General features: G+C 72.5%; 21 protein-coding genes. 12 read left to right on the top strand and 9 right to left on the bottom strand.

The window, feature by feature from the left end:
- Positions 1 to 8: 8 nt before the first annotated feature.
- Both ACP56T_RS00985 and ACP56T_RS00980 read left to right on the top strand, forming a co-directional pair.
- Entirely contained in the window at positions 9 to 488 is a 480-nt protein-coding gene (locus ACP56T_RS00985; protein WP_430910260.1) for a hypothetical protein, read from the top strand.
- 165 nt (positions 489 to 653) lie between these two features.
- Positions 654 to 1,115 (top strand): peptidylprolyl isomerase, encoded by a 462-nt coding sequence (locus ACP56T_RS00980; RefSeq protein WP_430910259.1) that lies wholly within the window; start codon positions 654 to 656, stop codon positions 1,113 to 1,115.
- An 18-nt stretch (positions 1,116 to 1,133) separates the two neighbouring features.
- Here the strand turns inward: ACP56T_RS00980 and mobA are convergent, their stop codons facing one another.
- Both mobA and ACP56T_RS00970 read right to left on the bottom strand, forming a co-directional pair.
- Complete coding sequence (gene mobA / locus ACP56T_RS00975; protein ID WP_430910258.1) at positions 1,134 to 1,742, bottom strand: molybdenum cofactor guanylyltransferase MobA; 609 nt, start codon at positions 1,740 to 1,742, stop codon at positions 1,134 to 1,136.
- An 8-nt stretch (positions 1,743 to 1,750) separates the two neighbouring features.
- Complete coding sequence (locus ACP56T_RS00970) at positions 1,751 to 2,905, bottom strand: Mrp/NBP35 family ATP-binding protein (RefSeq protein ID WP_430910257.1); 1,155 nt, start codon at positions 2,903 to 2,905, stop codon at positions 1,751 to 1,753.
- A 254-nt stretch (positions 2,906 to 3,159) separates the two neighbouring features.
- Between ACP56T_RS00970 and ACP56T_RS00965 the strand changes: the two genes are divergently transcribed.
- The 8 genes from ACP56T_RS00965 (at position 3,160) to ACP56T_RS00930 (ending at position 12,471) form a co-directional block, all read left to right on the top strand.
- On the top strand, positions 3,160 to 3,663 hold the full coding sequence (locus ACP56T_RS00965; RefSeq protein ID WP_430910256.1) for a pyridoxamine 5'-phosphate oxidase family protein: 504 nt from the start codon (positions 3,160 to 3,162) through the stop codon (positions 3,661 to 3,663).
- A gap of 121 nt (positions 3,664 to 3,784) precedes the next feature.
- A complete protein-coding gene (locus ACP56T_RS00960; protein ID WP_430910255.1) occupies positions 3,785 to 5,077 on the top strand; it encodes a nicotinate phosphoribosyltransferase in 1,293 nt (430 codons plus the stop codon).
- A gap of 9 nt (positions 5,078 to 5,086) precedes the next feature.
- On the top strand, positions 5,087 to 5,845 hold the full coding sequence (locus tag ACP56T_RS00955) for a LamB/YcsF family protein (RefSeq protein WP_430910254.1): 759 nt from the start codon (positions 5,087 to 5,089) through the stop codon (positions 5,843 to 5,845).
- A gap of 114 nt (positions 5,846 to 5,959) precedes the next feature.
- Positions 5,960 to 7,909 (top strand): AI-2E family transporter, encoded by a 1,950-nt coding sequence (locus ACP56T_RS00950; RefSeq protein ID WP_430910253.1) that lies wholly within the window; start codon positions 5,960 to 5,962, stop codon positions 7,907 to 7,909.
- A 53-nt stretch (positions 7,910 to 7,962) separates the two neighbouring features.
- Complete coding sequence (gene hisN, locus ACP56T_RS00945; RefSeq protein ID WP_430910252.1) at positions 7,963 to 8,751, top strand: histidinol-phosphatase; 789 nt, start codon at positions 7,963 to 7,965, stop codon at positions 8,749 to 8,751.
- Between the two features lie 32 nt (positions 8,752 to 8,783).
- On the top strand, positions 8,784 to 9,875 hold the full coding sequence (locus ACP56T_RS00940; protein ID WP_430910251.1) for a hypothetical protein: 1,092 nt from the start codon (positions 8,784 to 8,786) through the stop codon (positions 9,873 to 9,875).
- Positions 9,876 to 9,941: 66 nt separating this feature from the next.
- Positions 9,942 to 11,387, top strand: coding sequence for a YcjX family GTP-binding protein (locus ACP56T_RS00935; RefSeq protein WP_430910250.1), 1,446 nt, complete (start codon positions 9,942 to 9,944; stop codon positions 11,385 to 11,387).
- Positions 11,388 to 11,415: 28 nt separating this feature from the next.
- The gene (locus ACP56T_RS00930) at positions 11,416 to 12,471 is read left to right on the top strand and encodes a YcjF family protein (RefSeq protein WP_430910249.1); all 1,056 of its coding nucleotides are present in this window, start codon (positions 11,416 to 11,418) and stop codon (positions 12,469 to 12,471) included.
- 7 nt (positions 12,472 to 12,478) lie between these two features.
- On the opposite strand, the gene ACP56T_RS00925 is transcribed toward ACP56T_RS00930, so the two are convergent.
- The 7 genes from ACP56T_RS00925 to ACP56T_RS00895 form a co-directional block, all read right to left on the bottom strand.
- Positions 12,479 to 13,030 (bottom strand): RBBP9/YdeN family alpha/beta hydrolase, encoded by a 552-nt coding sequence (locus tag ACP56T_RS00925; protein ID WP_430910248.1) that lies wholly within the window; start codon positions 13,028 to 13,030, stop codon positions 12,479 to 12,481.
- Between the two features lie 40 nt (positions 13,031 to 13,070).
- Positions 13,071 to 14,081: a 5-oxoprolinase subunit C family protein gene (locus ACP56T_RS00920; RefSeq protein ID WP_430910247.1), complete on the bottom strand. Its 1,011-nt coding sequence runs from the start codon at positions 14,079 to 14,081 to the stop codon at positions 13,071 to 13,073.
- Positions 14,078 to 14,803: a 5-oxoprolinase subunit PxpB gene (pxpB, locus tag ACP56T_RS00915; RefSeq protein WP_430910246.1), complete on the bottom strand. Its 726-nt coding sequence runs from the start codon at positions 14,801 to 14,803 to the stop codon at positions 14,078 to 14,080. Before pxpB ends, ACP56T_RS00920 begins: the two co-directional genes overlap by 4 nt.
- Before the next feature lie 76 nt (positions 14,804 to 14,879).
- Entirely contained in the window at positions 14,880 to 15,581 is a 702-nt protein-coding gene (locus tag ACP56T_RS00910) for a hypothetical protein (RefSeq protein ID WP_430910245.1), read from the bottom strand.
- Positions 15,582 to 15,646: 65 nt separating this feature from the next.
- Complete coding sequence (locus tag ACP56T_RS00905; RefSeq protein WP_430910528.1) at positions 15,647 to 16,018, bottom strand: DUF3618 domain-containing protein; 372 nt, start codon at positions 16,016 to 16,018, stop codon at positions 15,647 to 15,649.
- A gap of 5 nt (positions 16,019 to 16,023) precedes the next feature.
- Positions 16,024 to 16,440, bottom strand: coding sequence for a phage holin family protein (locus ACP56T_RS00900; RefSeq protein WP_430910244.1), 417 nt, complete (start codon positions 16,438 to 16,440; stop codon positions 16,024 to 16,026).
- Between the two features lie 7 nt (positions 16,441 to 16,447).
- Positions 16,448 to 16,924, bottom strand: coding sequence for a hypothetical protein (locus tag ACP56T_RS00895; RefSeq protein WP_430910243.1), 477 nt, complete (start codon positions 16,922 to 16,924; stop codon positions 16,448 to 16,450).
- Between the two features lie 380 nt (positions 16,925 to 17,304).
- Here ACP56T_RS00895 and ACP56T_RS00890 point away from each other — a divergent pair, with 380 nt between their 5' ends.
- Both ACP56T_RS00890 and glgX read left to right on the top strand, forming a co-directional pair.
- On the top strand, positions 17,305 to 18,729 hold the full coding sequence (locus tag ACP56T_RS00890) for an alpha,alpha-trehalose-phosphate synthase (UDP-forming) (protein WP_430910242.1): 1,425 nt from the start codon (positions 17,305 to 17,307) through the stop codon (positions 18,727 to 18,729).
- A 25-nt stretch (positions 18,730 to 18,754) separates the two neighbouring features.
- On the top strand, positions 18,755 to 20,848 hold the full coding sequence (gene glgX / locus ACP56T_RS00885) for a glycogen debranching protein GlgX (RefSeq protein WP_430910241.1): 2,094 nt from the start codon (positions 18,755 to 18,757) through the stop codon (positions 20,846 to 20,848).
- Positions 20,849 to 20,906: the final 58 nt, after the last annotated feature.

The raw sequence follows: 20,906 nt of genomic DNA, 5'->3' as shown, positions 1-20,906 counted from the left end.
CCGTGGAGATGCCACGGCGCGCCCTTCTTCCCGGTCTCGCCGCCGCGCTCGTCGCGACGGCCTGGCCCGGCGGCGCGTCGTCCCATCCCTATGCCGGCTATCCGCTCGCCCTGCCGGAGACCCTGCGCGGCAGCGTCGAGGTCCCCGTCGCTGGCGGACGCGGGCCCCCGGCCGATACGCTGCGCGCGCTGTACCGGGCGCTCGCCTCCTGCTGGCAGGCGCCGGAGGGGCTGCAGCGGATGGAGGACGTGCAGATCACCGCCCGCTTCTCCCTGCGCCGCGACGGCACGGTGATCGGTGTTCCGCAGATCACCTTCGCCGCAGGCGTCCCCGGCGGGGAGGCGCGCGACGCGCTCGTGCGCGCCACCCTGGACGCCATCGCGCGCTGCACCCCGGCGCGGGTGACGCCGGGCCTCGGCGCGGCGATCGCCGGGCGCCCGATGGCGCTGCGCTTCCTCTATCGCGGCCCGCAGGGGAGGGGCATCTGAGAGCTCCGCCCCGGATGCCGAATGCGGCGCAGGGGTTGAGATCGACCCGCCTGTCGCACTAGACGACGGGCGACGGCGACCGGCGCGCCATCCGAACGCATCCGCCCGCGAGACCGGGCGGCCACCCGATCCCTCCACCCAATCCCCCCAAAGGAGCGAAGACCCATGGCAGACACCGAGACCATCGTGCTCGAGACCACGAAGGGCCGCGTCGTGATCGGGCTGCGGCCCGACCTCGCGCCGAACCATGTCGAGCGCCTGAAGACGCTGGCCTCGCAGGGCTTCTACGACGGCGTGCCCTTCCACCGCGTCATCGACGGCTTCATGGCCCAGACCGGCGACCCGACCGGCACGGGCTCCGGCGGCTCGGACCTCCCCGACCTCAACGCCGAGTTCAACGCCGAGCCGCATGTGCGCGGCACCTGCTCGATGGCGCGCACGAACTTCCCGCACTCCGCCAACTCGCAGTTTTTCATCTGCTTCGGCGACGCCCGCTTCCTCGACAAGCAGTACACGGTGTGGGGCAAGGTCGTGGAAGGCATGGACGTGATCGACACGATCAACAAGGGCGAGCCGCCGCGCTCCCCCGACAAGATCGTCAAGGCGAGCGTCGGCAAGGCCGACTGAGGCAAGATCGGCCCCAGGCTATCCCAGGGCGGCGGCCATCGTCTCGGCCGCCGCCAGGTCGTCCGGCGTGTTGACGTTGTGGAACGGGTCCGCCGGCTCGGCGGGCCAGGACACGAACTCCGCCCCATGCCGGGCGATGAAGGCGCCGACCCGCCGCTCGCCGCGCTCCGCGAGGGCGGCGCGCAGATCCTCCCGCAGGGCGGACGGCCAGAGCGCCACGGTGAAGTGCCGGTGTCCGCCGGACGCGGCGACGGCGATCGCCGCCCCCGACGCCGTCACGGCCCCGGCGAGGCGCGCGACGAGATCGCGCGGCAGGAACGGCGCATCCCCCGAGACGCTCACCACCCGCTCGACCCCGATGCCGGCGGCATGGTCGAGCCCCGCCAGGATGCCCGCGAGCGGCCCCGGCCGGTCCGGCACGCCGTCGGGCAGGACGGCGCCGCCGAAGCCCGTGAATCGGGCCGGATCGCCGTTGGCGCTGAGCACGAGCCCGGCGCCGCATTGCGGCCCCAGGCGCTCCGCCACCCGCTCCAGCAGCGTGCGCCCGGCCAAGCGCAGCAGGACCTTGTCACCGCCGCCCATCCGGCGCGCCGCGCCGCCCGCCAGGATGACGCCGAGGACGGGCACGGGGCCGGCTATTCGATGACGATGCGCGGCGCGGCCCGTCCTGCCGGCGCCCCCGACAGGGATTTCCACAGCGCGGCCGCGATGGCGCGGTAGCCCTGCGCCTGGGGCCCCTCGGGATCGACCGCGACCACCGGGCGGCCGGCATCCGAGCTCTCGCGGATGGTCATGTTGAGCGGCACCTCGCCGAGGAAGGGCACGCCGAGCCGCTCTGCCTCCTCGCGCGCGCCGCCATGCCCGAAGATGTGCGAGGCGTGGCCGCAATTCGGGCAGACGAAGGTCGCCATGTTCTCGACGATGCCGAGGATCGGCACCGCGACCTTCTTGAACATGGTCACGCCGCGCCGCGCGTCGATCAGCGCGAGATCCTGGGGCGTCGAGACGATGACGGCGCCGGACAGGGGCGTCGCCTGGGCCATGGTGAGCTGCGCGTCGCCGGTGCCGGGGGGCATGTCGACCACCAGCACGTCGAGCTCGCCCCAGTTCACCTCGCGCAGCATCTGCGTGATCGCCGACTGCACCATCGGCCCGCGCCAGATCATCGCCGCCTCGGCGTCGATCAGGAAGCCGATCGACATCACGCCGATGCCGTGGCCCCGCATGGGCTGGATCCGGCCGTCCTCGACGGCGGGCTTGCCCGACAGGCCGAAGAGCTTCGGCACGGACGGGCCGTAGATGTCCGCATCGAGCAGGCCGACCTTCAGCCCCTGGGCATGCAGGGCGAGGGCGATGTTGCAGGCGGTGGTCGACTTGCCGACGCCGCCCTTGCCGGAGGCCACCGCCACGATGTGGCGCACGCCCGGCAGCGCCGGCCCGGCCGAGGGCGCGGGCCCGCGCGGCGGCGCGGCGGCCGGCCGGCCGGCCGGGGGCGGAGCGACCTTGCCGGGAGGAGGGGCCTGTCCGGGCGCGTTCGGGCCGCGCTCTGAGGTGAGGCTCGCGAAGACGCCCGAGACGCCCTTCATCGCCAGCACCTTGCCTTCCGCGTCCCGCCGCACCGGCTCGAAGCGCTCGGCCTCGCTCGGATCGATCAGGATCGAGAACATCACCCGGTTCGTGGGATCGATCACCACCTGCGAGAGGCGGCCGGAAGAGGGAAGCGGAGTGCCGGCTGCATCGACCGTCACGGTCGAGAGCACCTTGAGCACGTCGTCTCGGGTGATGGGCAAGGGCACGTCTCCTGGACGCCGGACGGAAGGCCCGCCCGAGAGGGGAGGGACGGGGGTCTGAAGCCCCCATGTACGCCCGCGCGGAGCCGGCGCAAGCGCGAAAGCCCTTTCGCGGCAAGGCCCGGCGGGCGCCGTTCGGCCCCGGCGCGCGGGGGCGCCGAAACCATCGCGCCGCAGCTCCGTTGTCGAGGCACGATGCGGAGGTCCGGCGGCATGCCGGGCCGGGCCGCGCCACGCAACCGGAGACAGAACCGATGCATCAAGGCAACCATCGCGACCACGAGGGCGCGGAGAAGCTCTACGGGCTCATCAAGGACATCAAGGTGGCGATGATGACCACCGCCGACGCGGACGGGAAGCTCTACAGCCGCCCCATGTGGAGCGGCGCCGCCGACGAGGTCGGCGACCTGTGGTTCTTCACCCGCGAGCACTCCCCGAAGACGGGGGAGATCGCCGAGGACCACGCGGTGAACCTCGCCTATTCCGACCCATCGAGCCAGACCTACGTCTCGGTGGCCGGCAGGGCCGAGATCGTCACCGACCGGGCGATCATCGCCGAGAAGTGGCATGTCGGCTTGAAGACGTGGTTCCCCAAGGGCCAGGACGATCCGGAGATCGCGCTGATCCGCGTCCATCCCGAGCGCGGCGAATATTGGGACAGCCCCAACGCCACGATGCTGCATCTCTACGGGACGGTGAAGGCGGCGCTCACCGGAAAGTCCCCGGAGACGGAGACGAAGAAGGTCGCGCTGATCTGATCGGAAACACGAGGCGGCGTGCCGAGAAGCGCGCCGCCTTTCTCATGGTCGCCCGGCCGATTGACTCCGGCGCCCGCGCCATGCGCTCTGGCGGTCCAGCGCGGCCAAGCTCCGGGAGCCCATGACCGATCTCGCCAAGCGGGTCTACGACCACACCTGGAAGATCGACCCGATCGTCCGGTCGCTGCTCGATACCGATTTCTACAAGCTCCTGATGGCGCAGACGATCTTCCGGCGCCACCGGGACACCCGCGTCACCTTCGGCATCCAGAACCGCTCCTCGCGGGTGCGGCTTGCCGACCTCGTCGACGAGGGGGAGCTGCGCGAGCAGCTCGACCATGCCCGCTCGCTCCGGCTGACGCGCGGCGAGTCGACCTGGCTCAGGGGCAACACCTTCTACGGCAAGCGCCAGATGTTCTCGGCCGAGTTCATGGACTGGCTCGAAGGCTTCCGCCTGCCCGAATACGAGCTGGAGAAGCAGGACGGGCAATACGCCCTGACCTTCCACGGCCCCTGGATCGAGACGACGCTCTGGGAGGTGCCGGCGCTCGCCATCCTCAACGAGCTGCGCTCGCGCGGCGTCCTGCGCGGCCTCGGAAAATTCGAGTTGCAGGTGCTCTACGCCCGCGCGATGACGCGGGTCTGGGAAAAGATCGAGCGGCTGAAGCGCCTTCCCGACCTCTCCATCGCCGATTTCGGCACCCGCCGCCGCCACGGCTTCCTCTGGCAGGACTGGTGCGTGGAGGCGATGCTCGCCGGCCTCGGCCCGGCCTTCACCGGCACCTCGAACTGCCTGATCGCCCTGCGCCGCGAGGTCGAGGCCATCGGCACCAACGCGCATGAGCTGCCGATGGTCTACGCGGCGCTGGCCGAGGACGACGCGGCGCTCGCCGCCGCGCCCTACGCGGTGCTGAAGGACTGGCAACAGGACTATGAGGGCAATCTCCTCGTCGTCCTGCCCGACACCTACGGCACCACCGGCTTCCTCGCGCACGCCCCGGACTGGATGACCGCCTGGACGGGCATGCGCATCGATTCGAAGGAGCCGATCGCCGGCGGCGAAGAGGCCATCGCGTGGTGGCGCTCGCGCGGCTCCGACCCGCGCGAAAAACTGGCGATCTTCTCCGACGGGCTCGACATCGACACCATCGAGACGGTCCACGCCCATTTCCACGGCCGCGTGCGCATCGGCTACGGCTGGGGCACGCTGCTGACCAACGATTTCCGCGGCCTCGTCTCGGACGGGGCGCTCGACCCGATCTCCATCGTCTGCAAGGTCCTGGCGGCGGACGGCCGGCCCGCCGTGAAGATCTCCGACAACCCGACCAAGGCCATCGGCCCGTCGACGGAGGTGGCGCGCTACAAGCGCGTCTTCGGCACGCAGGGGCAGGAATCGGCGCCCGTGCTGGTCTAGGATCGCGCGATGCGCATCGACCTCAACAGCGACCTCGGCGAGGGTTTCGGTCCGTGGCGGATCGGGGACGATGCCGCGATGCTCGCTGTCGTGACCTCGGCCAACGTCGCCTGCGGCTTCCACGCGGGCGATCCCGGCATCATGGTCGCGACGGCGGCGGCGGCGAAGGCGCGCGGCGTCGCGGTGGGGGCGCATCCGGGTTTCCGCGATCTCGAAGGCTTCGGGCGGCGGGTCATCCCATCGACCGCCGCCGAGATCGAGCATGCCGTGGCCTATCAGATCGGGGCGTTCTGGGCCTGCGCGGCGCTCGCCGGCCATCGCGTCGGCTACGTGAAGGCGCACGGGGCGCTCGCCAATCTCTCGAATGTCGAGGACGCTGTGGCCGACGCCATCGCCCGCGCGGTGCGCGGCGTCGACCGCGACCTCGTCCTCGTGGCGATGCCGGGCCTGCCGGCCGAGCGGGCGGCGCTCGCCGCCGGCCTCGCCGTCGCCCGCGAGGTCTATGCGGACCGTGCCTATGCCGGGGACGGGCGGCTCGCCTCCCGCGCGCTTCCCGGCGCCGTGATCGGCGATGCCGCTGCGGCGGCGGCGCGCGCCCTGCGGATGGTGGAGGAGGGGGCCGTGCGCACCCTCGACGGCGGGACGATCCCGGTCGCGATCGATACCATCTGCGTCCATGGCGACAGCCCCGGCGCGGTCGAGACGGCGCGGGCCGTCCGCCATGCCCTCGAGGCGGCGGGGCACCGGCTGGCGCCCTTCTCGGGCTGACCCGTCCGGCATGCGACGCGATTGTATTCATCTCGCGGGATCGAATGCCGCGCAGCGTCGTTCCTCAGGCGGCGCCGGGCGGGCGCCGCGACGCGTGCGTTCGGGGTGCGGGACATGGCGACGAAGACGACGGACACGGTACCCTTCGCGCCGCTGAGACCGACACGGATCGCCGCCGCCGAAACACCGAGGGCGGCGCTCGCCTCCCCCGTGATCGTCGCCGCCGTTCTGGTCGCAGGGCTCTATCTCGGCCGCGAGATCCTCATCCCCATCGCCATCGCCGTGCTCCTGTCCTTCGTGATCGGGCCGCTGGTGAACCTGCTGCGGCGGATGCGCCTGCCGAAGCTGCCCTCCGTCGTGCTGGCGGTGCTGACCACCCTCGGCATCGTGGTCTCGATCGGCACGCTCATCGGGGTCCAGGTCGCGGACCTCGCCGGCGACGTGCCGCGCTACCGCAATACCATCGAGCGCAAGATCGAGGGCCTGCGCGACAGCCCGGCCGGACATATCACCGACTACGTCGCCAATATCGGCCGCGTCTTCCACAACGCCGGCCACGACAACAAGGACGAGGCGAAGAAGCAGACCCCGCCCGCCGCCGGCCCCGCACCGAAGCCCGAGGAGAAGGCGCTCCTCGTCGAGCTGAAGGACCGCCAGCCCGGCCCCGTGGAGCTCGCCGGGACGCTGCTCTCGCCGACGCTCCAGCCGCTCGCCACCGCCGGCATCGTCTTCGTGGTGCTGCTCTTCATCCTGATGCAGCGGGAGGACCTGCGCGACCGCCTGATCCGGCTCGCCGGATCGAGCGACCTCCACCGCACCACGGTGGCCATGGACGACGCCGCGCGGCGGCTCAGCCGGTTCTTCCTGGTGCAGCTCGGGCTCAACGTGGGCTTCGGAGTGGTGGTGGGCATCGGGCTCTACGCCATCGGCGTGCCGAATCCGGTGCTGTGGGGGATCTTCTCCGCGCTGATGCGCTTCGTGCCCTATATCGGCGCCTTCCTCTCGGCCCTGTTCCCGCTGGCGCTCGCCGCCGCCGTCGATCCGGGCTGGGACATGGTCATCGCCACCGCGATCCTCTTCCTGGTGATCGAGCCCATCACCGGGCACGTCATCGAGCCCATGCTCTACGGGCACTCCACCGGCCTCTCGCCGTTCTCGGTGCTGCTCTCCGCCCTGTTCTGGACGTGGCTGTGGGGACCTGTCGGCCTGCTGCTGTCGACGCCGCTCACCGTCTGCCTCGTGGTGCTCGGGCGGCATGTCGAGAAGCTCGAATTCCTCGACGTTCTGTTCGGGGACAGACCGGCGCTGACGCCGGTCGAGAACTTCTACCAGCGCGTGCTCGCCGACGACCCGAGGGAGGTGCAGGAGCATGCCGACCTCATCCTGCGGCGCTGCTCGCTGCCGGACTATTACGACGAGGTGGTCCTGAAAGGGCTGGAGCTCGCCGCCCGCGACGCCACCCGCGGCGTGCTCTCGGCGGAGCAGAAGGGCGTCATCCGCGACAGCCTCTCGGAGCTGATCGAGGAGCTCGAAGGGCACGAGGAGGCGTCGACGCGGGAGCCGCCGGCGGACGGGTCCGTCGCACCGGCCGTACCGGATGCCTGGGCGCAGGACGGCGCCGTGCTCTGCGTCTCCGGCCGGGGCTTCGCCGACGCGCCCGTGGCCGCGATCCTGGCGCAGCTTCTGCGCAAGGGCGGCATCGGCGCCCGCGTCGTGCCCTTCGCCGACGTCGCCCGCGCCACGATCGGCGGGTTCGAGCCGGGACCGGCGCGCATGATCTGCATCGTTTCCCTCGCCATCGCCGGCGAGCCGGCGCATCTGCGCCGCCTGGTCCGCCGCCTGCGGGAGCGGATGCCGGGCCTGCCCGTCGCCATCGGGCTGTGGCGCGCCGACGATCTCGGAACCGATTCCGCGTCCCAGGCGGCGGTGGGGGCGGACGCGCATATGGGCTCGCTGCGCGAGGCGCTCGACCTCGCGTTCAAGGCCGCCCGCGACGTGCCCGAGCCGGCGGCGGGGGCCCATGCCGCGCCCATTGGGCCGGTCGCGCTCCCGGCGGGGGCTTGACGCGGCAGGCCAACCGGTCTCGACCTGTCGCCGTTCGAAGCGGAGCATTCCCGATGAGCGTGGTCGATCTGGCGCGGTTCATGGACGATCTCGCCACCCGCTCGGGTCAGGCGATCCTGCCGTTCTTCCGGGCCCATTTCGGGCTCGACGACAAGTCGCGCGGGGGCGCGCCCTTCGATCCGGTCACGGAGGCCGACAGGGCCGCCGAAGTGGTGCTGCGCAACCTCATCCGCGAGAGCTTCCCGAACCACGGCATCCTCGGCGAGGAGTTCGGCTCGGAGCGGCTCGACGCCGAATGCGTCTGGGTGCTCGATCCCATCGACGGCACCCGCGCCTTCATCGCCGGGCTGCCGACCTGGGGCACGCTGATCGGGCTCACCCATCACGGCGCCGCCGTGCGCGGGATGATGCACCAGCCCTTCCTGGAGGAGCGCTTCTCCGGCGACGGCCGCAGCGCCACCCTGCGCAGCCCGCGCGGCGAACGCGCCCTGCACACCCGCCGCTGCGGGGCCCTGGGGGAGGCGATCCTCGCCACCACCGATCCGCGCCTCTTCGCCGAGGGCGAGGAGAGGGAGCGCTACGGAGCCGTCGAGGCGGCGGTGCGCCTCGCCCGCTACGGCGCCGATTGCTACGCCTATTGCATGCTCGCCGCCGGCCAGATCGACCTCGTGGTCGAGGCGGGGCTCAAGCCCTACGACATCGTCGCGCTGATCCCCATCGTGGAGGGCGCGGGCGGCGTCGTCACCGCGTGGGACGGCGGCCCGGCGACGGAGGGAGGCCGGATCGTCGCGGCCGGGGACCGGCGGCTCCACGAGGCGGCTTTGCGTCACCTCAACCCCTGAGCCTGTCGGAGAGGGCCTGAAGGCCGGCGTCGTTGCTGCTTCCCGCGCTCATCGTCCTCGCCGCCCTGGCGCCCCGTCTCGACGCGGGGCTCGACGGGCTGCGCGGGCGCGCCACGGCCATCGCGGCGACCCTCGCAGGCCCGCCGCCGGAGCCGCCCCGCTACCTCCCGGAGACCGCCGCCGTCTCGAACTGGCGCGCCGAGGCGGGAACGTCCCTGCGGCCCGCCGGTCTGGCGCTGGTGGCGCGCTTCGCCGAGCGAGAGCCGGCCTTCGTCTCCCGCTGCGTGCGGCTCAACAATTACTGGTGCATCAAGCGCGCCCGCTGGCCGGGGGAGATCGGCGGCGACGGGGAGGGGCACACCGCCTTCGCCGACGCGGCGAGCGGAGCCGACGCCGCCGTGGCGCTGCTCGCCCGCTACTACCGCGCGTTCGGTCGCCGCTCGGCGCTCGCCATCGTGCGGCGCTGGGCGCCTGCCGAATGCGGCACTGTCGCCGCCTCGCGCACCCCCACGCCGCTCGCCCCGCGCGGTCTGGCCGGCACCCTGCGGGCCCGCTACCTCGCGCGCCATTTCCGTGGCGGGGCGCCGAGGCGGATGGCGGTGGCGCGCGGCGGAGCGCTCCGGGTGCAGCCCTGGTCCGCCCGTGCCCGGCTCGCCGGGAACCCCGGCCTGCGCCAGGCGCCGCTGCACAAATCTTTGCCGATGCCCAAGTCTTTGCCGATGCCGAAGCCCGTTCCCGACATCGCCAGCGGGATCGCGCCGCCCTCCGCGATCCGCGATGCCGCGACGGCCTCCCGCGATCCGCTCTCGCCCGAGCGGCTCCTGGCGGAATCCGCCGCGCTGCCCTCGATCGCCGCCGGGCTGCCGCCGCTCTCGCTGCTCGGCATCGGCGCGCCGGCGCCGTTCTGCTCCACCGACGAGACCCGCATCGCCAACTACGCCGCGCGGATTGCCGGAAGCGTCGGGCTCAAGCCCGGCGACGACCTCGCGCTATTCTCGGCCGAGGGCCTGCCCGCGCCGAACCTCGCCCCCGTGCTCCTGGCCATGTCGAATGTCGAGCTCGGCACGCTCCGGGCGGGGGCGGACCTCGTGGCGGCGGCGATCGCCCGGCGCATCGCGCCCTGACGCCTTGCGGGGGCGGGCCCCGCGCTCCACCTGAACGGTGCCTTCAGTCCCGCAGAGCCCGACGCCTTGCCTCTCACCGACTTCGCCGCGCGCGCCGGCTCCGCGGTCAAAGCCTTCGCCGAGGCGTCGAGCGACTTCCTGATCCAGCCGACCCTGCGGCTCGGCGTCACCGGGCTCGCGCGCTCGGGGAAAACGGTGTTCACGACGGCGCTGATCCACCATCTCGTCGAGGCCCATGCACTGCCGGCCTTCGCGCCCGCGCATGAGGGCCGCCTGCGCCGCGCCCGCCTGGTGCCGCAGCCCGACGACGACGTGCCGCGCTTCCCCTTCGAGGAGCATTTCTCCGCGCTGACCGAGGCGCGCCGCTGGCCGCGCTCCACCGACCGGATCAGCCAGTTCCGGCTCGCCATCGAGTACGAGCGCGCCTCGTCCTGGCGCTCGGGGCCGGGCACGCTGATGCTCGACGTGGTGGACTATCCGGGCGAATGGCTGCTCGACCTCTCCCTGATCGAGCAGAGCTACACGGCCTGGTCGCGGGCCACCGTCGCCGGCACCCGGCGCGCGGGACGGGCGGCGCTCGCCGCCCCCTGGCTCGACCTCTTGAAGACCCTCGACCCCAACGCCCCCCTCGACGAGGTGCTGGCCGAGCGCGCCAGCGACGCCTTCAAGACCTATCTCGCGGCGCTCCGGGCCGGGCCCGAGGCGGTCGCCACCACGCCGCCCGGCCGCTTCCTGATGCCCGGCGACCTCGCCGGCTCCCCGGCGCTGACCTTCGCCCCCCTGGACAACCTGCCCGAGAGCCTCGACCCGCAGACCCTCGCCGGCCTGATGGAACGCCGCTTCGAAGCTTACAAGGCGAAGGTGGTGGAGCCCTTCTTCCGCGACCATTTCCAGCGCGTCGACCGCCAGATCGTGCTGGTGGACGTGCTCGCCGCCGTCGATTCCGGCCCCGCCGCCCTCGCCGAGCTGGAGGAAGCCCTCGATTCCGTGCTGCTCAGCCTGAATATCGGCCGCAACACGATCCTCTCGCGCCTGTTCGCGCCCCGTGCCGACAAGATCCTGTTCGCGGCGACCAAGGCCGACCATCTCCACCAGACCAGCCACGACCGGCTCGACGCCCTGCTGCGCCTGCTCGTCTCGCGGGCGATGCGCCGCACGGAAGCCGCCGGCGCGCGGGTCGGCACCGTGGCGCTGGCCTCCGTGCGCGCCACCCGCGAGACGGCGATCCACGAGGGCGACGCGGTGCTGCGCGCCGTCGCCGGCACTCCCGAGGCGGGCGAGCATGTGGGCGACGAGATCTTCGACGGCGTAGCGGAGGCCGCGATCTTTCCAGGCGAGCTGCCCACGCGGCCCGAGGCGGTGCTGGAAGGCGCCGTCGAGCCCGGCTCCCTGCGCTTCCCGCGCTTCCGGCCGCCCGTGGTGAAGCCGGACGCCCTCGGGCGGCCGGGGCATCTCCCGCAGATCCGCCTCGACCGCGCCATGCAGTTCCTGATCGGCGACCACCTCGCCTGACGGCCCCTTCGCGAGAGGACCAGCCCGCATGAGCACCCTCAACCGCCCGCGCGCCTTCCGCCTGCCCTCGGGGGACGCCGCCCCGGAGGCCGCCGCGCCGGGGGTGCAGACCGCTCCGCCGCCGCCGGAGGTGCGGATCGTGGAGGAGCCCTTCGAGATCGTCGAGGCGGCGGACGGCACCGCCGTGCCGGTGGCCCGCAAGAGGCGGGCCCCCTGGGCGGCGATCCTGTTCTCGGCCCTCGGCGGCCTCGTCGGCATCGCCATCGGGCTGTCGCTGGAGAGGATGATCGCCGACCTGTTCCAGGCGGCGCCCTGGCTCGGCGGCGTGGCCCTGGCGCTGCTGGCGCTGGCGGCCGTCGCCTTCCTCGCCATCGTCGGGCGCGAGCTCGTCGGGCTGCGCCGGGAGCGGAAGATCGAGACCCTGCGCGAGGCGGCCATCGCCGCCATCGCCAGCCGCGACCACACCGCCGCGCAGGGGGTGGTGCGCGACCTCTCGGCCTTCTACGCCGACCGGGCGCCCCTCGCGGCCGGGCGCCAGCGGCTCGACGCGCTCGGCGACGCCATCCTCGACGTGGACGACCGCATCGGGCTCGCCGAGCACGAGTTGCTCGCCTCTCTCGACACCCAGGCGACGAACGCGGTGGCCACCGCCGCCAAGCAGGTCTCCGCCGTGACGGCGCTCAGCCCGCGCGCCATCGTGGACGTGGCCTTCGTGGTCTATTCGGCGGTGCGGCTGCTGCGCCGGATCGCCGCGATCTATGGCGGCCGTCCGGGCTTCCTGGGGTTCCTGCGCCTGGCGCGCGCCGCCTTCGCGCATCTCACCATCACCGGCGGCATGGCGGTGGGCGAGAGCGTGATCCAGCAGGTGCTGGGTCTCGGCATCGCCGCGCGGGTCTCGGCGAAGCTCGGGGAGGGCGTGCTCAACGGCCTGATGACGGCCCGCTTCGGGCTCGCCGCCATCGCCGTCTGCCGGCCGCTGCCTTACGTGCGCGAAGAGCAGCCGCGCCTGTCGGACGTAGCAGGCGAGCTTCTGCGCCCGGCCCAGGAGGAGGCGAAGGCCGAACGGCAGGCCGAGAGGCTCTGAGCCGCCCTCACAGCCCCTTGAGGAAACCGGCGAGCCGCATCAGCCCCTCCGGCCAGGGCCCGTGGCCGCTGGCGACGTTGATGTGGCCGGATTCGCCCGCGTCGACCATCTCCGCGCCCCAGGAGAAGGCGAAATCCTCGGCCCGCTCGTAGGTGCAGTAGGGGTCGTTGCGGCTCGCCACCACGAGGGAGGGGAAAGTCAGGGGCTCGCGCGGCACGGGGGCGAAGGCGCGCACGAAATCGGGCAGGTTCGGCGTCTCCTCGACATCGGGAAAGGCCACGAACAGCGCGCCGCGCACCACGCCGGGGGGCAGATCCGGCACCGCCTCCACGCTCGCCACGACGCCGAGGCTGTGGGCGATGAGGATCACCGGCCGGGTCGCGGCCGACACCGCCTCGACGATGCGCCCGCACCACGCGGCCGGGGTGGGCTTGTGCCAGTCGTCCTGCGCGACGATCCGTCCGTTGGGCAGGCGGCCCGCCCAGCGGGCCTGCCAGTGCTCCTCCTCGGAGCCCGCGAGGCCGGGGATGACGAGGATGTCGCAATCGGCGGTCTTCATGGCACCGCGATACAGGCTCGGCCCGCGAGCGTCGAGACGCTCAGGCTTCGAACGCGTCGACGGCGGCGCCCGCGACATTGGCCTCCATCAGCCGCTCCTCCCGCGTCGAGACCGGCAGGAGGTTCGCGCCGAGCGCGTCCGTGAATGCTGCCCGCGCCCGCGCCTGCCGGACCGCCTCCGCGACGCTCACGGCCCGGAAGCGCACCGCGTCGCCCGGCCGGCGCTGGGCGAGACGGCGCAGGTCGGCGGAGATGACGGTGGCGATCTTCGGATAGCCGCCGGTGGTCTGCCGGTCGGCCATGAGCACGATGGGCCGGCCGCTCCCCGGCACCTGCACCGAGCCGAACACGGTGGCGTCGGAGACGATGTTGAACCCCTCCGGCCCGTGCTCGACCGCCGGCCCCTCGAGGGCGATGCCCATGCGGTCGGCCTGGCCCGAGACCGTGAAGGCGGCACCGAGCAGCGTCGCGATGCCGCCTTGCGTGAAGCGCTCCTGCTGCGGCCCCAACACCACGCGGACGGGCTCGTCGGCGTCGAGGGGGAGGGGCGCCAGCGCACGCTCTCGCCGGCTGTCGGCGGACGCGACCGGGATGCGGTCCCCGGCCCGCAGGCTGCGGTTCTCCAACCCGCCGAGCCCGGCGCGGCGGTGGAAGGCGCGGCTCCCGAGGATGTCCGGCAGGTCGAGCCCTCCCGCGACAGCGAGGCAGGCGAAGACGCCGGTACGCGGCGGCGTCAGCACGAGCTCGGCTCCCTCGGAGAGGGTGAAGGACCGGTGGTCGGCCATCGGCTCACCCTCCACCGAAATGCCGAAGGGAGCCCCCGCCAGCGCCAGCCACACCGGGCCGCCCACCGCCCGCAGGCGCGCGCCCGCCAGAGCCAGTTCGAGCACGGCCGTGCCCGCCGGGTTGCCGGCGAGCGCGTTCGCCGCCGCCATGGCCAGGGCGTCCATGGGGCCGGAAGGCGAGAGGCCCTGCCGCTGGAAGCCCGGGCGGCCACCGTCCTGGACGCTCGCCTGGGGACCGCAGTCGAGCAGCAGGAGATGGGCGCTCACGCCTCCTCCCTCCGCGCCACGGGCTCGCCCGCCGCCGCCGACCGATCGAGAGCGGCCCACTCGGAGACCGGGATCGGGGCGAAGCGGACGGCGTCGCCCGGCTCGAACAGGAAGACGGGGTCGCGCCCCGGCATGAAGCTGCGCACGGGGGTGCGTCCGAGCAGGTGCCATCCGCTCGGCGCCGCGACGCTCGCGATCAGCGCCTGCCTGCCGCCGATGGAGATCGTGCCCGCCGGCGTCGTCGGGCGGGGCGAGGGACGCCGGGACAGGGCGAGGCGCGGATCGAGCCCGCCGAGATAGGCGTAGCCCGGCAGGAAGCCGACCATGAAGACCCGGTATTCCGGGGCGCTGTGCCGCGCGATCACCTCGTCCGGGGTCATGCCGTGATGCTCGGCCACCGCGTCGAGATCGGCGCCGTGGTCTCCCCCATAGACCACGGGCACGCGCCAGATCCGGCGGACGGCCGACGGCGGCGGCCCGGCGCGTGCCAGCCGCAGCACGGCCTCGCCGACGCTCGCCGGATCGGTCAGGACTGGGTCGAGATGGAGGGTCAGGGAGCGGTAGGTCGGGACGGTCTCGACGACGCCCGGAACGGCGGCTTCCGCCACCCGCCGCTCCAGGGCGAGAACGGCGGCGTTGAGGTCGGCGTCGATGTCGTCGCCGAACTCCACGGTCAGCGCCGTGTCGCCGCAGGGGAGGATTCGCGGGCTTCCTGGCACCATCGCCCTCGCGGTCGCGCCGAGACCGGCGGAGCGCCGATCATCGGCCGCCCCGCCGGCCCTGGCAATCGGGCCGCTGTCAGAGACGGTGCAGAGTGCGCTCGCCCGGCTCCTCGTCGGGATGCAGCGCCTGCCCGGCGGCGGCGTTGATGTTGTCCGGGTCGAGGGCGGTCTCCACGAAGACACGGCCGCGATGGGTCGCCTCGCGGGCGTAATGCAGCCCCTGCGCCCGCAGCTCGTCCGCATAGGGGCCGATGCTGCGGTCCTCGCTGCGCGTGCGCGGGATCAGCGCGCCGAGGAGCAGGCCCGCCGCCACGCCGACGACGCCGACGAGAAGCGGATTCTCCTCCACGAAGCGCTCGACCTGACCCCGGCTGCGGTCGATCCGCGCCTGCCCCCGGCGGGCGAGATGGGCGACCCGGCGGCGCTGCTCGTCATGGGTCTCCGAAACCCAGGAACGGGCATCGTCGATGGCGTCGGCGGTGCGCTCGCGGGCCGCGTCGATGCGGCCGGCGGCGTAGTCGCGCGCGTCGTCGGCGAGGCCGGCGGCCTTGCGCCGGGCCTGCTCGGCCAGATCGGCGACGCGGGAGGCCGCGTGCTGCGCCTCGTCGGCGACGTCGCGCGCGGCGGCGTCAACCGTCCGGTCGGCATGGGCGAACCGGTCGTGCTCGCCGGCGGGGTCCGGCCGCAGCGACGCGTCGGACGGGCCGGCCCCGATGGGATCGTGCTCGCCCCGCGGGTCGGGACGCAGCGTGAAATCCTGCTTGTCGTCGCCTCTCATGGCCGTGTTCCTCTCAAGACGGTGGCGGCGGCGCGCGCGGCGCCCCGAATGGGTCGGTGGGCTCTCTAGATCTGCGTTTCCTCCGCGAGGCCGGCATCGGGCCTGCGGGTCGGCTTGTCGGGGTCGTAGACGCGGGCGGCGCCCGTGTTCAGCACGGCCACGTCCTCGGCGGAGCGGGCGGTGGCGCGCCGGTTTCCGTCCGTGACGGCGCGGCGCATCAGCCAGCCGACGCCGGCCGCGATCAGCAGCACCGGCACCGGGTTCTTGCGCACCGTGTCGAGGGCGGCGTCGTAGAGGTCGCTCAGGGGCGCACTGCGCCGGGCCGTGCCCAGCATCTCGTCGACGATGCTCGGCACCGACAGGCGGTCCTGGATGCGGTCGATGGTCTGGTCGAGGCGCGCGCGGCTCTCCTCGATCTCCCGTTCGAGGTCGTTCATGCCGCTCATCCCGAAACCCTTTCCGACAAGGCCTGCGCGTCCTGGCGGACCTGACGCGTCGTGCGCGTCGGTGCCAGGGTCGACAGGGACATGGCGCTGCGTCCCCACAGCGCCATGCCGATGGACACGACGAGCAGGACGCCCCCGACGATCAGCGCCGACAGCCATTCCGAGCCGACCACGGTGGCGAGCCACTTCACGAAGGCACCGATGAGGATGAGCAGCGCCACCACCCCGAACACCGCCGCGCCCATGAAGCAGGCGAGGCCGAGGAAGAGGGTGCGCACATTGTTCGTCATCTCGGCGCGGAAGAGGGCGATCTCCTTGCGCGCGAGATCGCTCGTCTCCCTCAGCGCGTCGCCGACGAGACTCTGGATGCTGCCGCCGGATCCCGGCGGGGGAGGGGGCGAACCGTTGGCCATCGCCGCCTCAGACCTTGGTGGGGTCGATGGGGTCGTTGTCCTGCGGCAGGCCGGACGACTTGATGAACCGCGCCGCGACGAGCCCGACCATGAAGGTGCCTACCGCCACCGCCACGGGCGCGCGCCGGGCGAAGGACTCGGCCTCCTTGTAGAAATCCGAGAGGCTGCGGGATTCGATCGAGCCGCTGAGCTGCTCCAGCCCGTCCGCCGCGCTGTCGAAGAACGCCTTCACATGCGGGCGGTCCTCGAGGCCGCGCCCCGAATCCCGCAGCGAGCGTGCGATGCCGTGCACCGACTGCGCCGCGTCGTTCTTGCGCTCCTCCGCGTAGCTCTGCGCCGTCAGTCGGGCCGCGTCGAGGAGGCCGCGTCCGCGCTCGGCGGCGACGTCCGCCAGCCCCTCGACATCCCCCTTGAGGCCGCGCCACTCGGCCCGCTCGGAGGCGTCGTTGTCCGGGAAGGGCCGGATGGGATCGGGATCGGTCATGAGGCTTCGCTTCCTTGGTACGCCGCGCGCTGTGGCTCAGTAACCGCCACCGCTCCGCGCGGTTCCGGGTCTCGCGGCGGCAACCCGCATCGGCGCGTGCGGCGCACCCGCCCGTCACCCCGCGTTCAGGTGTTCTTGAGCATGATGGCCAAGCTTCAAGGGGCGGCGCGTGCAAGGGCCGGAAATTTTGGAAACGCGGGGCGGCTTTCGTGTTGACCCGCGAGGAGGTCGAGCTTGACCCGTGCCGGCGGTTCGGGCTTCGTTGTGACGATCTCGGCCAAGAACGACGGATCGCGCCCGGCTTACGCGCGTTCACCTGACGGAAGTATCGCCGAGCGCGGCATCCCGCGCTCGCGCTGTGAGGACCGGAGCCGGCTTTCGTGGCACGTCTAGTGATCGTATCGAACCGCGTGGCGGTGCCGGCCGAGGGCTCGGGAGCTGTCGCGGCCGGCGGCCTCGCCGTCGCCGTGAAGGAGGCGTTCACGGCCTATGAGGGGCTGTGGTTCGGCTGGAGCGGCAACATCGTCGACCAGCCCGACGACGAGCCGACCCTGATCGATCGCGGCAGCATCCAATATGCCGTGGTCGACCTCTCGCCCCAGGACCACCGCGAGTACTACAGCGGCTTCGCCAACCGGGCGCTCTGGCCGATCATGCATTACCGGCTCGGCCTTGGGGCGTTCTCGCGGTCGGACTATGCCGGCTATTGCCGCGTCAACCGCTTCTTCGCGCGCACCCTCGCCCGGCTGATCGAGCCGGACGACATCATCTGGGTGCACGACTACCACCTGCTGCCCCTCGCCTCGGAGCTGCGGGGCCTCGGGATCGCCAACCCGATCGGCTATTTCCACCACATCCCCTGGCCCGGCGCGGACGTGTTCAACTCGCTGCCGGCGAGCGGCGAGCTGCTGCGCGCCATCGCCGATTACGACCTCATCGGCCTCCAGACCGAGCCCGACGTCCAGAACCTCACCCGCAACCTCTGCGACACGCTGCGCGCGATCCCCCTCGGCGCCGGCTCGCTGATGGTGGACGGGCGCCGCACCCGCATCCGCAGCTTTCCCATCGGCATCGACGTGGCGGGCTTCAAGGAAGCCGCAGAGAAGGCCGCCGCCGACCGCACGGTGCGCGAGACCATCTCGGGCCTGCGCACCCGCAAGCTCCTCATCGGCGTCGACCGGCTCGACTACTCGAAGGGCGTGCCCGAGCGCATGGAGGCGGTGGACCGCTTCTTCTCCTCGAACCCGGACCAGCGCGGCAACGTCGTCTATCTCCAGATCGCGCCGAAATCGCGCAGCGACGTGCCGGAATACGAGCAGCTCAGCCGCGCGGTGAACGAGACGGTCGGCGAGATCAACGGCAGCCTCGGCGATCCGACCTGGACGCCGATCCAATACGTCACCAAGGCCTATCCGAGGCCGGTGCTCGCCGGGCTCTACCGGGCGGCGCGGGTCGGGCTCGTCACCCCCATGCGCGACGGCATGAACCTGGTGGCCAAGGAATACGTCGTCGCGCAGAGCGAGGACGATCCCGGCGTGCTGGTGCTCTCGAAATTCGCCGGCGCGGCACGTCAGTTGCCTGAGGCCCTGCTGGTGAACCCCTACGATCGGTTCGAGGTGGCGGAAGCGATCCGCACGGCGCTCTACATGACCAAGGGCGAGCGCCTGGAACGCTGGAAGCCGATGGTCGAGCGGATGACGCGCGAGGACGTGGATTGGTGGGCGCGCAACTTCCTCTCGGAGCTCGAGAACTTCCGCACCCTGGAGCGCGAGCCGCCGACGGCGGCGGCCGCCGCGGCCGAGTAGCCCGCGTTTCCGCAGACCGCCGCGCATGATCGGCGTCGACGACGGCGTCCCGGCTCCGCTGGGAGCCCATTTCGACGGACGCGGCGTGAACTTCGCGCTCTTCTCCGAGCATGCGACGGCGGTCGATCTCTGCCTGTTCGAGCCCGGCGAGCGGCACGAGAGCCGCACCGTGCGTCTGCCCTGCCGCACCGACGACGTCTGGCACGGCTACCTGCGCGGGGTATTTCCGGGCCAGATCTACGGCTACCGCGTGCACGGCCCCTGGGACCCGGCGCGCGGGCACCGCTTCAACGCGGCCAAGCTCCTCCTAGACCCCTATGCGCGCGAGATCGCCGGCCGCATCCGCTGGCACGACGCGCTCTATGCCTGCCGGCGCGGCACCCATCGCCCCGACCAGCTCGACCGCCGCGACAGCGCCCCCTACGCGCCGAGGGGCGTCGTCACCGCGCCGGAGGTGCCGGACCTCGCCCTCCAGCCGATCCGGCGGCCGCTCGCGGAGACGGTGATCTACGAGTGCCATGTCAGGGCGCTGACCATGCTGCATCCGGCCGTGCCGGAGGCGGAGCGCGGCACCTACGCGGCGCTCGCCCACCCGGCCGTCGTGGAGCATCTCCTGAAGCTCGGGGTGACGGCCCTCGAGCTCCTGCCGATCCAGGCCTTCGCCGACGACCGCTTCCTGGTCGAGAAGGGGCTCGCGAATTTCTGGGGCTATTCGCCGCTCAACTATTTCGCGCCGGAGCCGCGCTATCTCGGCGAGGCGGGCGTCGGCGGGCTCAAGGCCGCGATCCGCGAGCTGAACGCCGCCGGCATCGAGGTGATCCTCGACGTGGTCTACAACCACACCTGCGAGGCCGAGCAGGACGGCCCGAGCCTGTCCTTCCGCAGCATCGACAACGCCAGCTACTACAAGCTCGACCCCGAGGACCCGCACAGGGACGTCAACGTCACCGGCTGCGGCAACAGCTTCGACGTCTCGCATCCGCGCGTGATGCAGCTCGTGCTCGATTCCCTGCGCCACTGGGTGAGCGCCTACGGGGTGGCCGGGTTCCGCTTCGATCTCGCCACGACCATCGCGCGCGACGAGCGCGGCTTCTCGGCCAAGGCGGCCTTCTTCCAGGCGGTGGCGCAGGACCCGGTGCTGTCGCGGGTGAAGCTCATCGCCGAGCCCTGGGACATCGGGCCTGGGGGCTACCAGCTCGGCGCCTATCCGCGCGGCTGGAGCGAGTGGAACGACCGGTTCCGCGACAGCGTGCGCGGGTTCTGGCGCGGCGACCGGGGGACGCTCGCCAAGCTCACGCAGGGGCTGACGGGCTCGAAGGAGATCTTCCAGCCCTCGCACCGCTCCCCGCTCGCCAGCGTCAACTACGTGGCGAGCCACGACGGCTACACGCTGGCCGACGTGGTCGCCTACGAGGAGAAGCACAACCACGCCAACGGCGAGGACAACCGCGACGGCCACGGCCACAACCTCTCGCGCAACTACGGCGTCGAGGGCGAAACGAACGACGCCGGGATCCTGGGGGTCCGCGCCCGACAGGTCCGCAACATGCTGGCGACGGTCTTCCTGGCGCAGGGCGTGCCGATGCTGCTCATGGGCGACGAGCGCGGCCGCACGCAGGGCGGCAACAACAACGCCTATTGCCAGGACAACGCCACCAACTGGCTCGACTGGGCACACGATCCCGATCCGGCGCTCGCCGGCTTCGTCGCCAACCTCGCGCGCCTGCGCCGCGAGCAGCCGGCCCTGCGCCGGGGCCGCTTCTTCGACGGCGCCCGCCTCCATCCCGATGCGCCCCGCCGCGACGTGCACTGGCTGTCCCCCGCCGGCACCGAGATGAACGACGGCGACTGGTCGGACGACGGCCGGCGCGCCTTCGGGATGCAGATCGGCAACGACGGCGGGGGGGGCGACCGCATCCTCGTCCTCGTCAACGGGGCGGAGACGCCCTGCGACTTCCGTCTCGCTCCGGTGATCGACGGTCCGTGGACCCCCGTGCTCGACACCACCCTGCCGGAGGGCTGCCCGCCCGATGCGCATCCGGGCTGGGAGGAGGGCGCGCGCATCCTCCTCGCGGAGCGCGCCATCCTCGTGCTGACCTCGCCCGGAGACGCGGCCTGACCCGGTTGCCGCGAGCGGCGGCCGCCTTACCTGCGTCGCGGGAACAAGACCGAGCCGA

The organism is Methylobacterium endophyticum (assembly GCF_050591105.1).
Classification (GTDB): domain Bacteria; phylum Pseudomonadota; class Alphaproteobacteria; order Rhizobiales; family Beijerinckiaceae; genus Methylobacterium.
The sequence above is the reverse complement of the archived record's forward strand: the minus strand, read 5'-3'. Positions and strand labels throughout refer to the sequence as shown.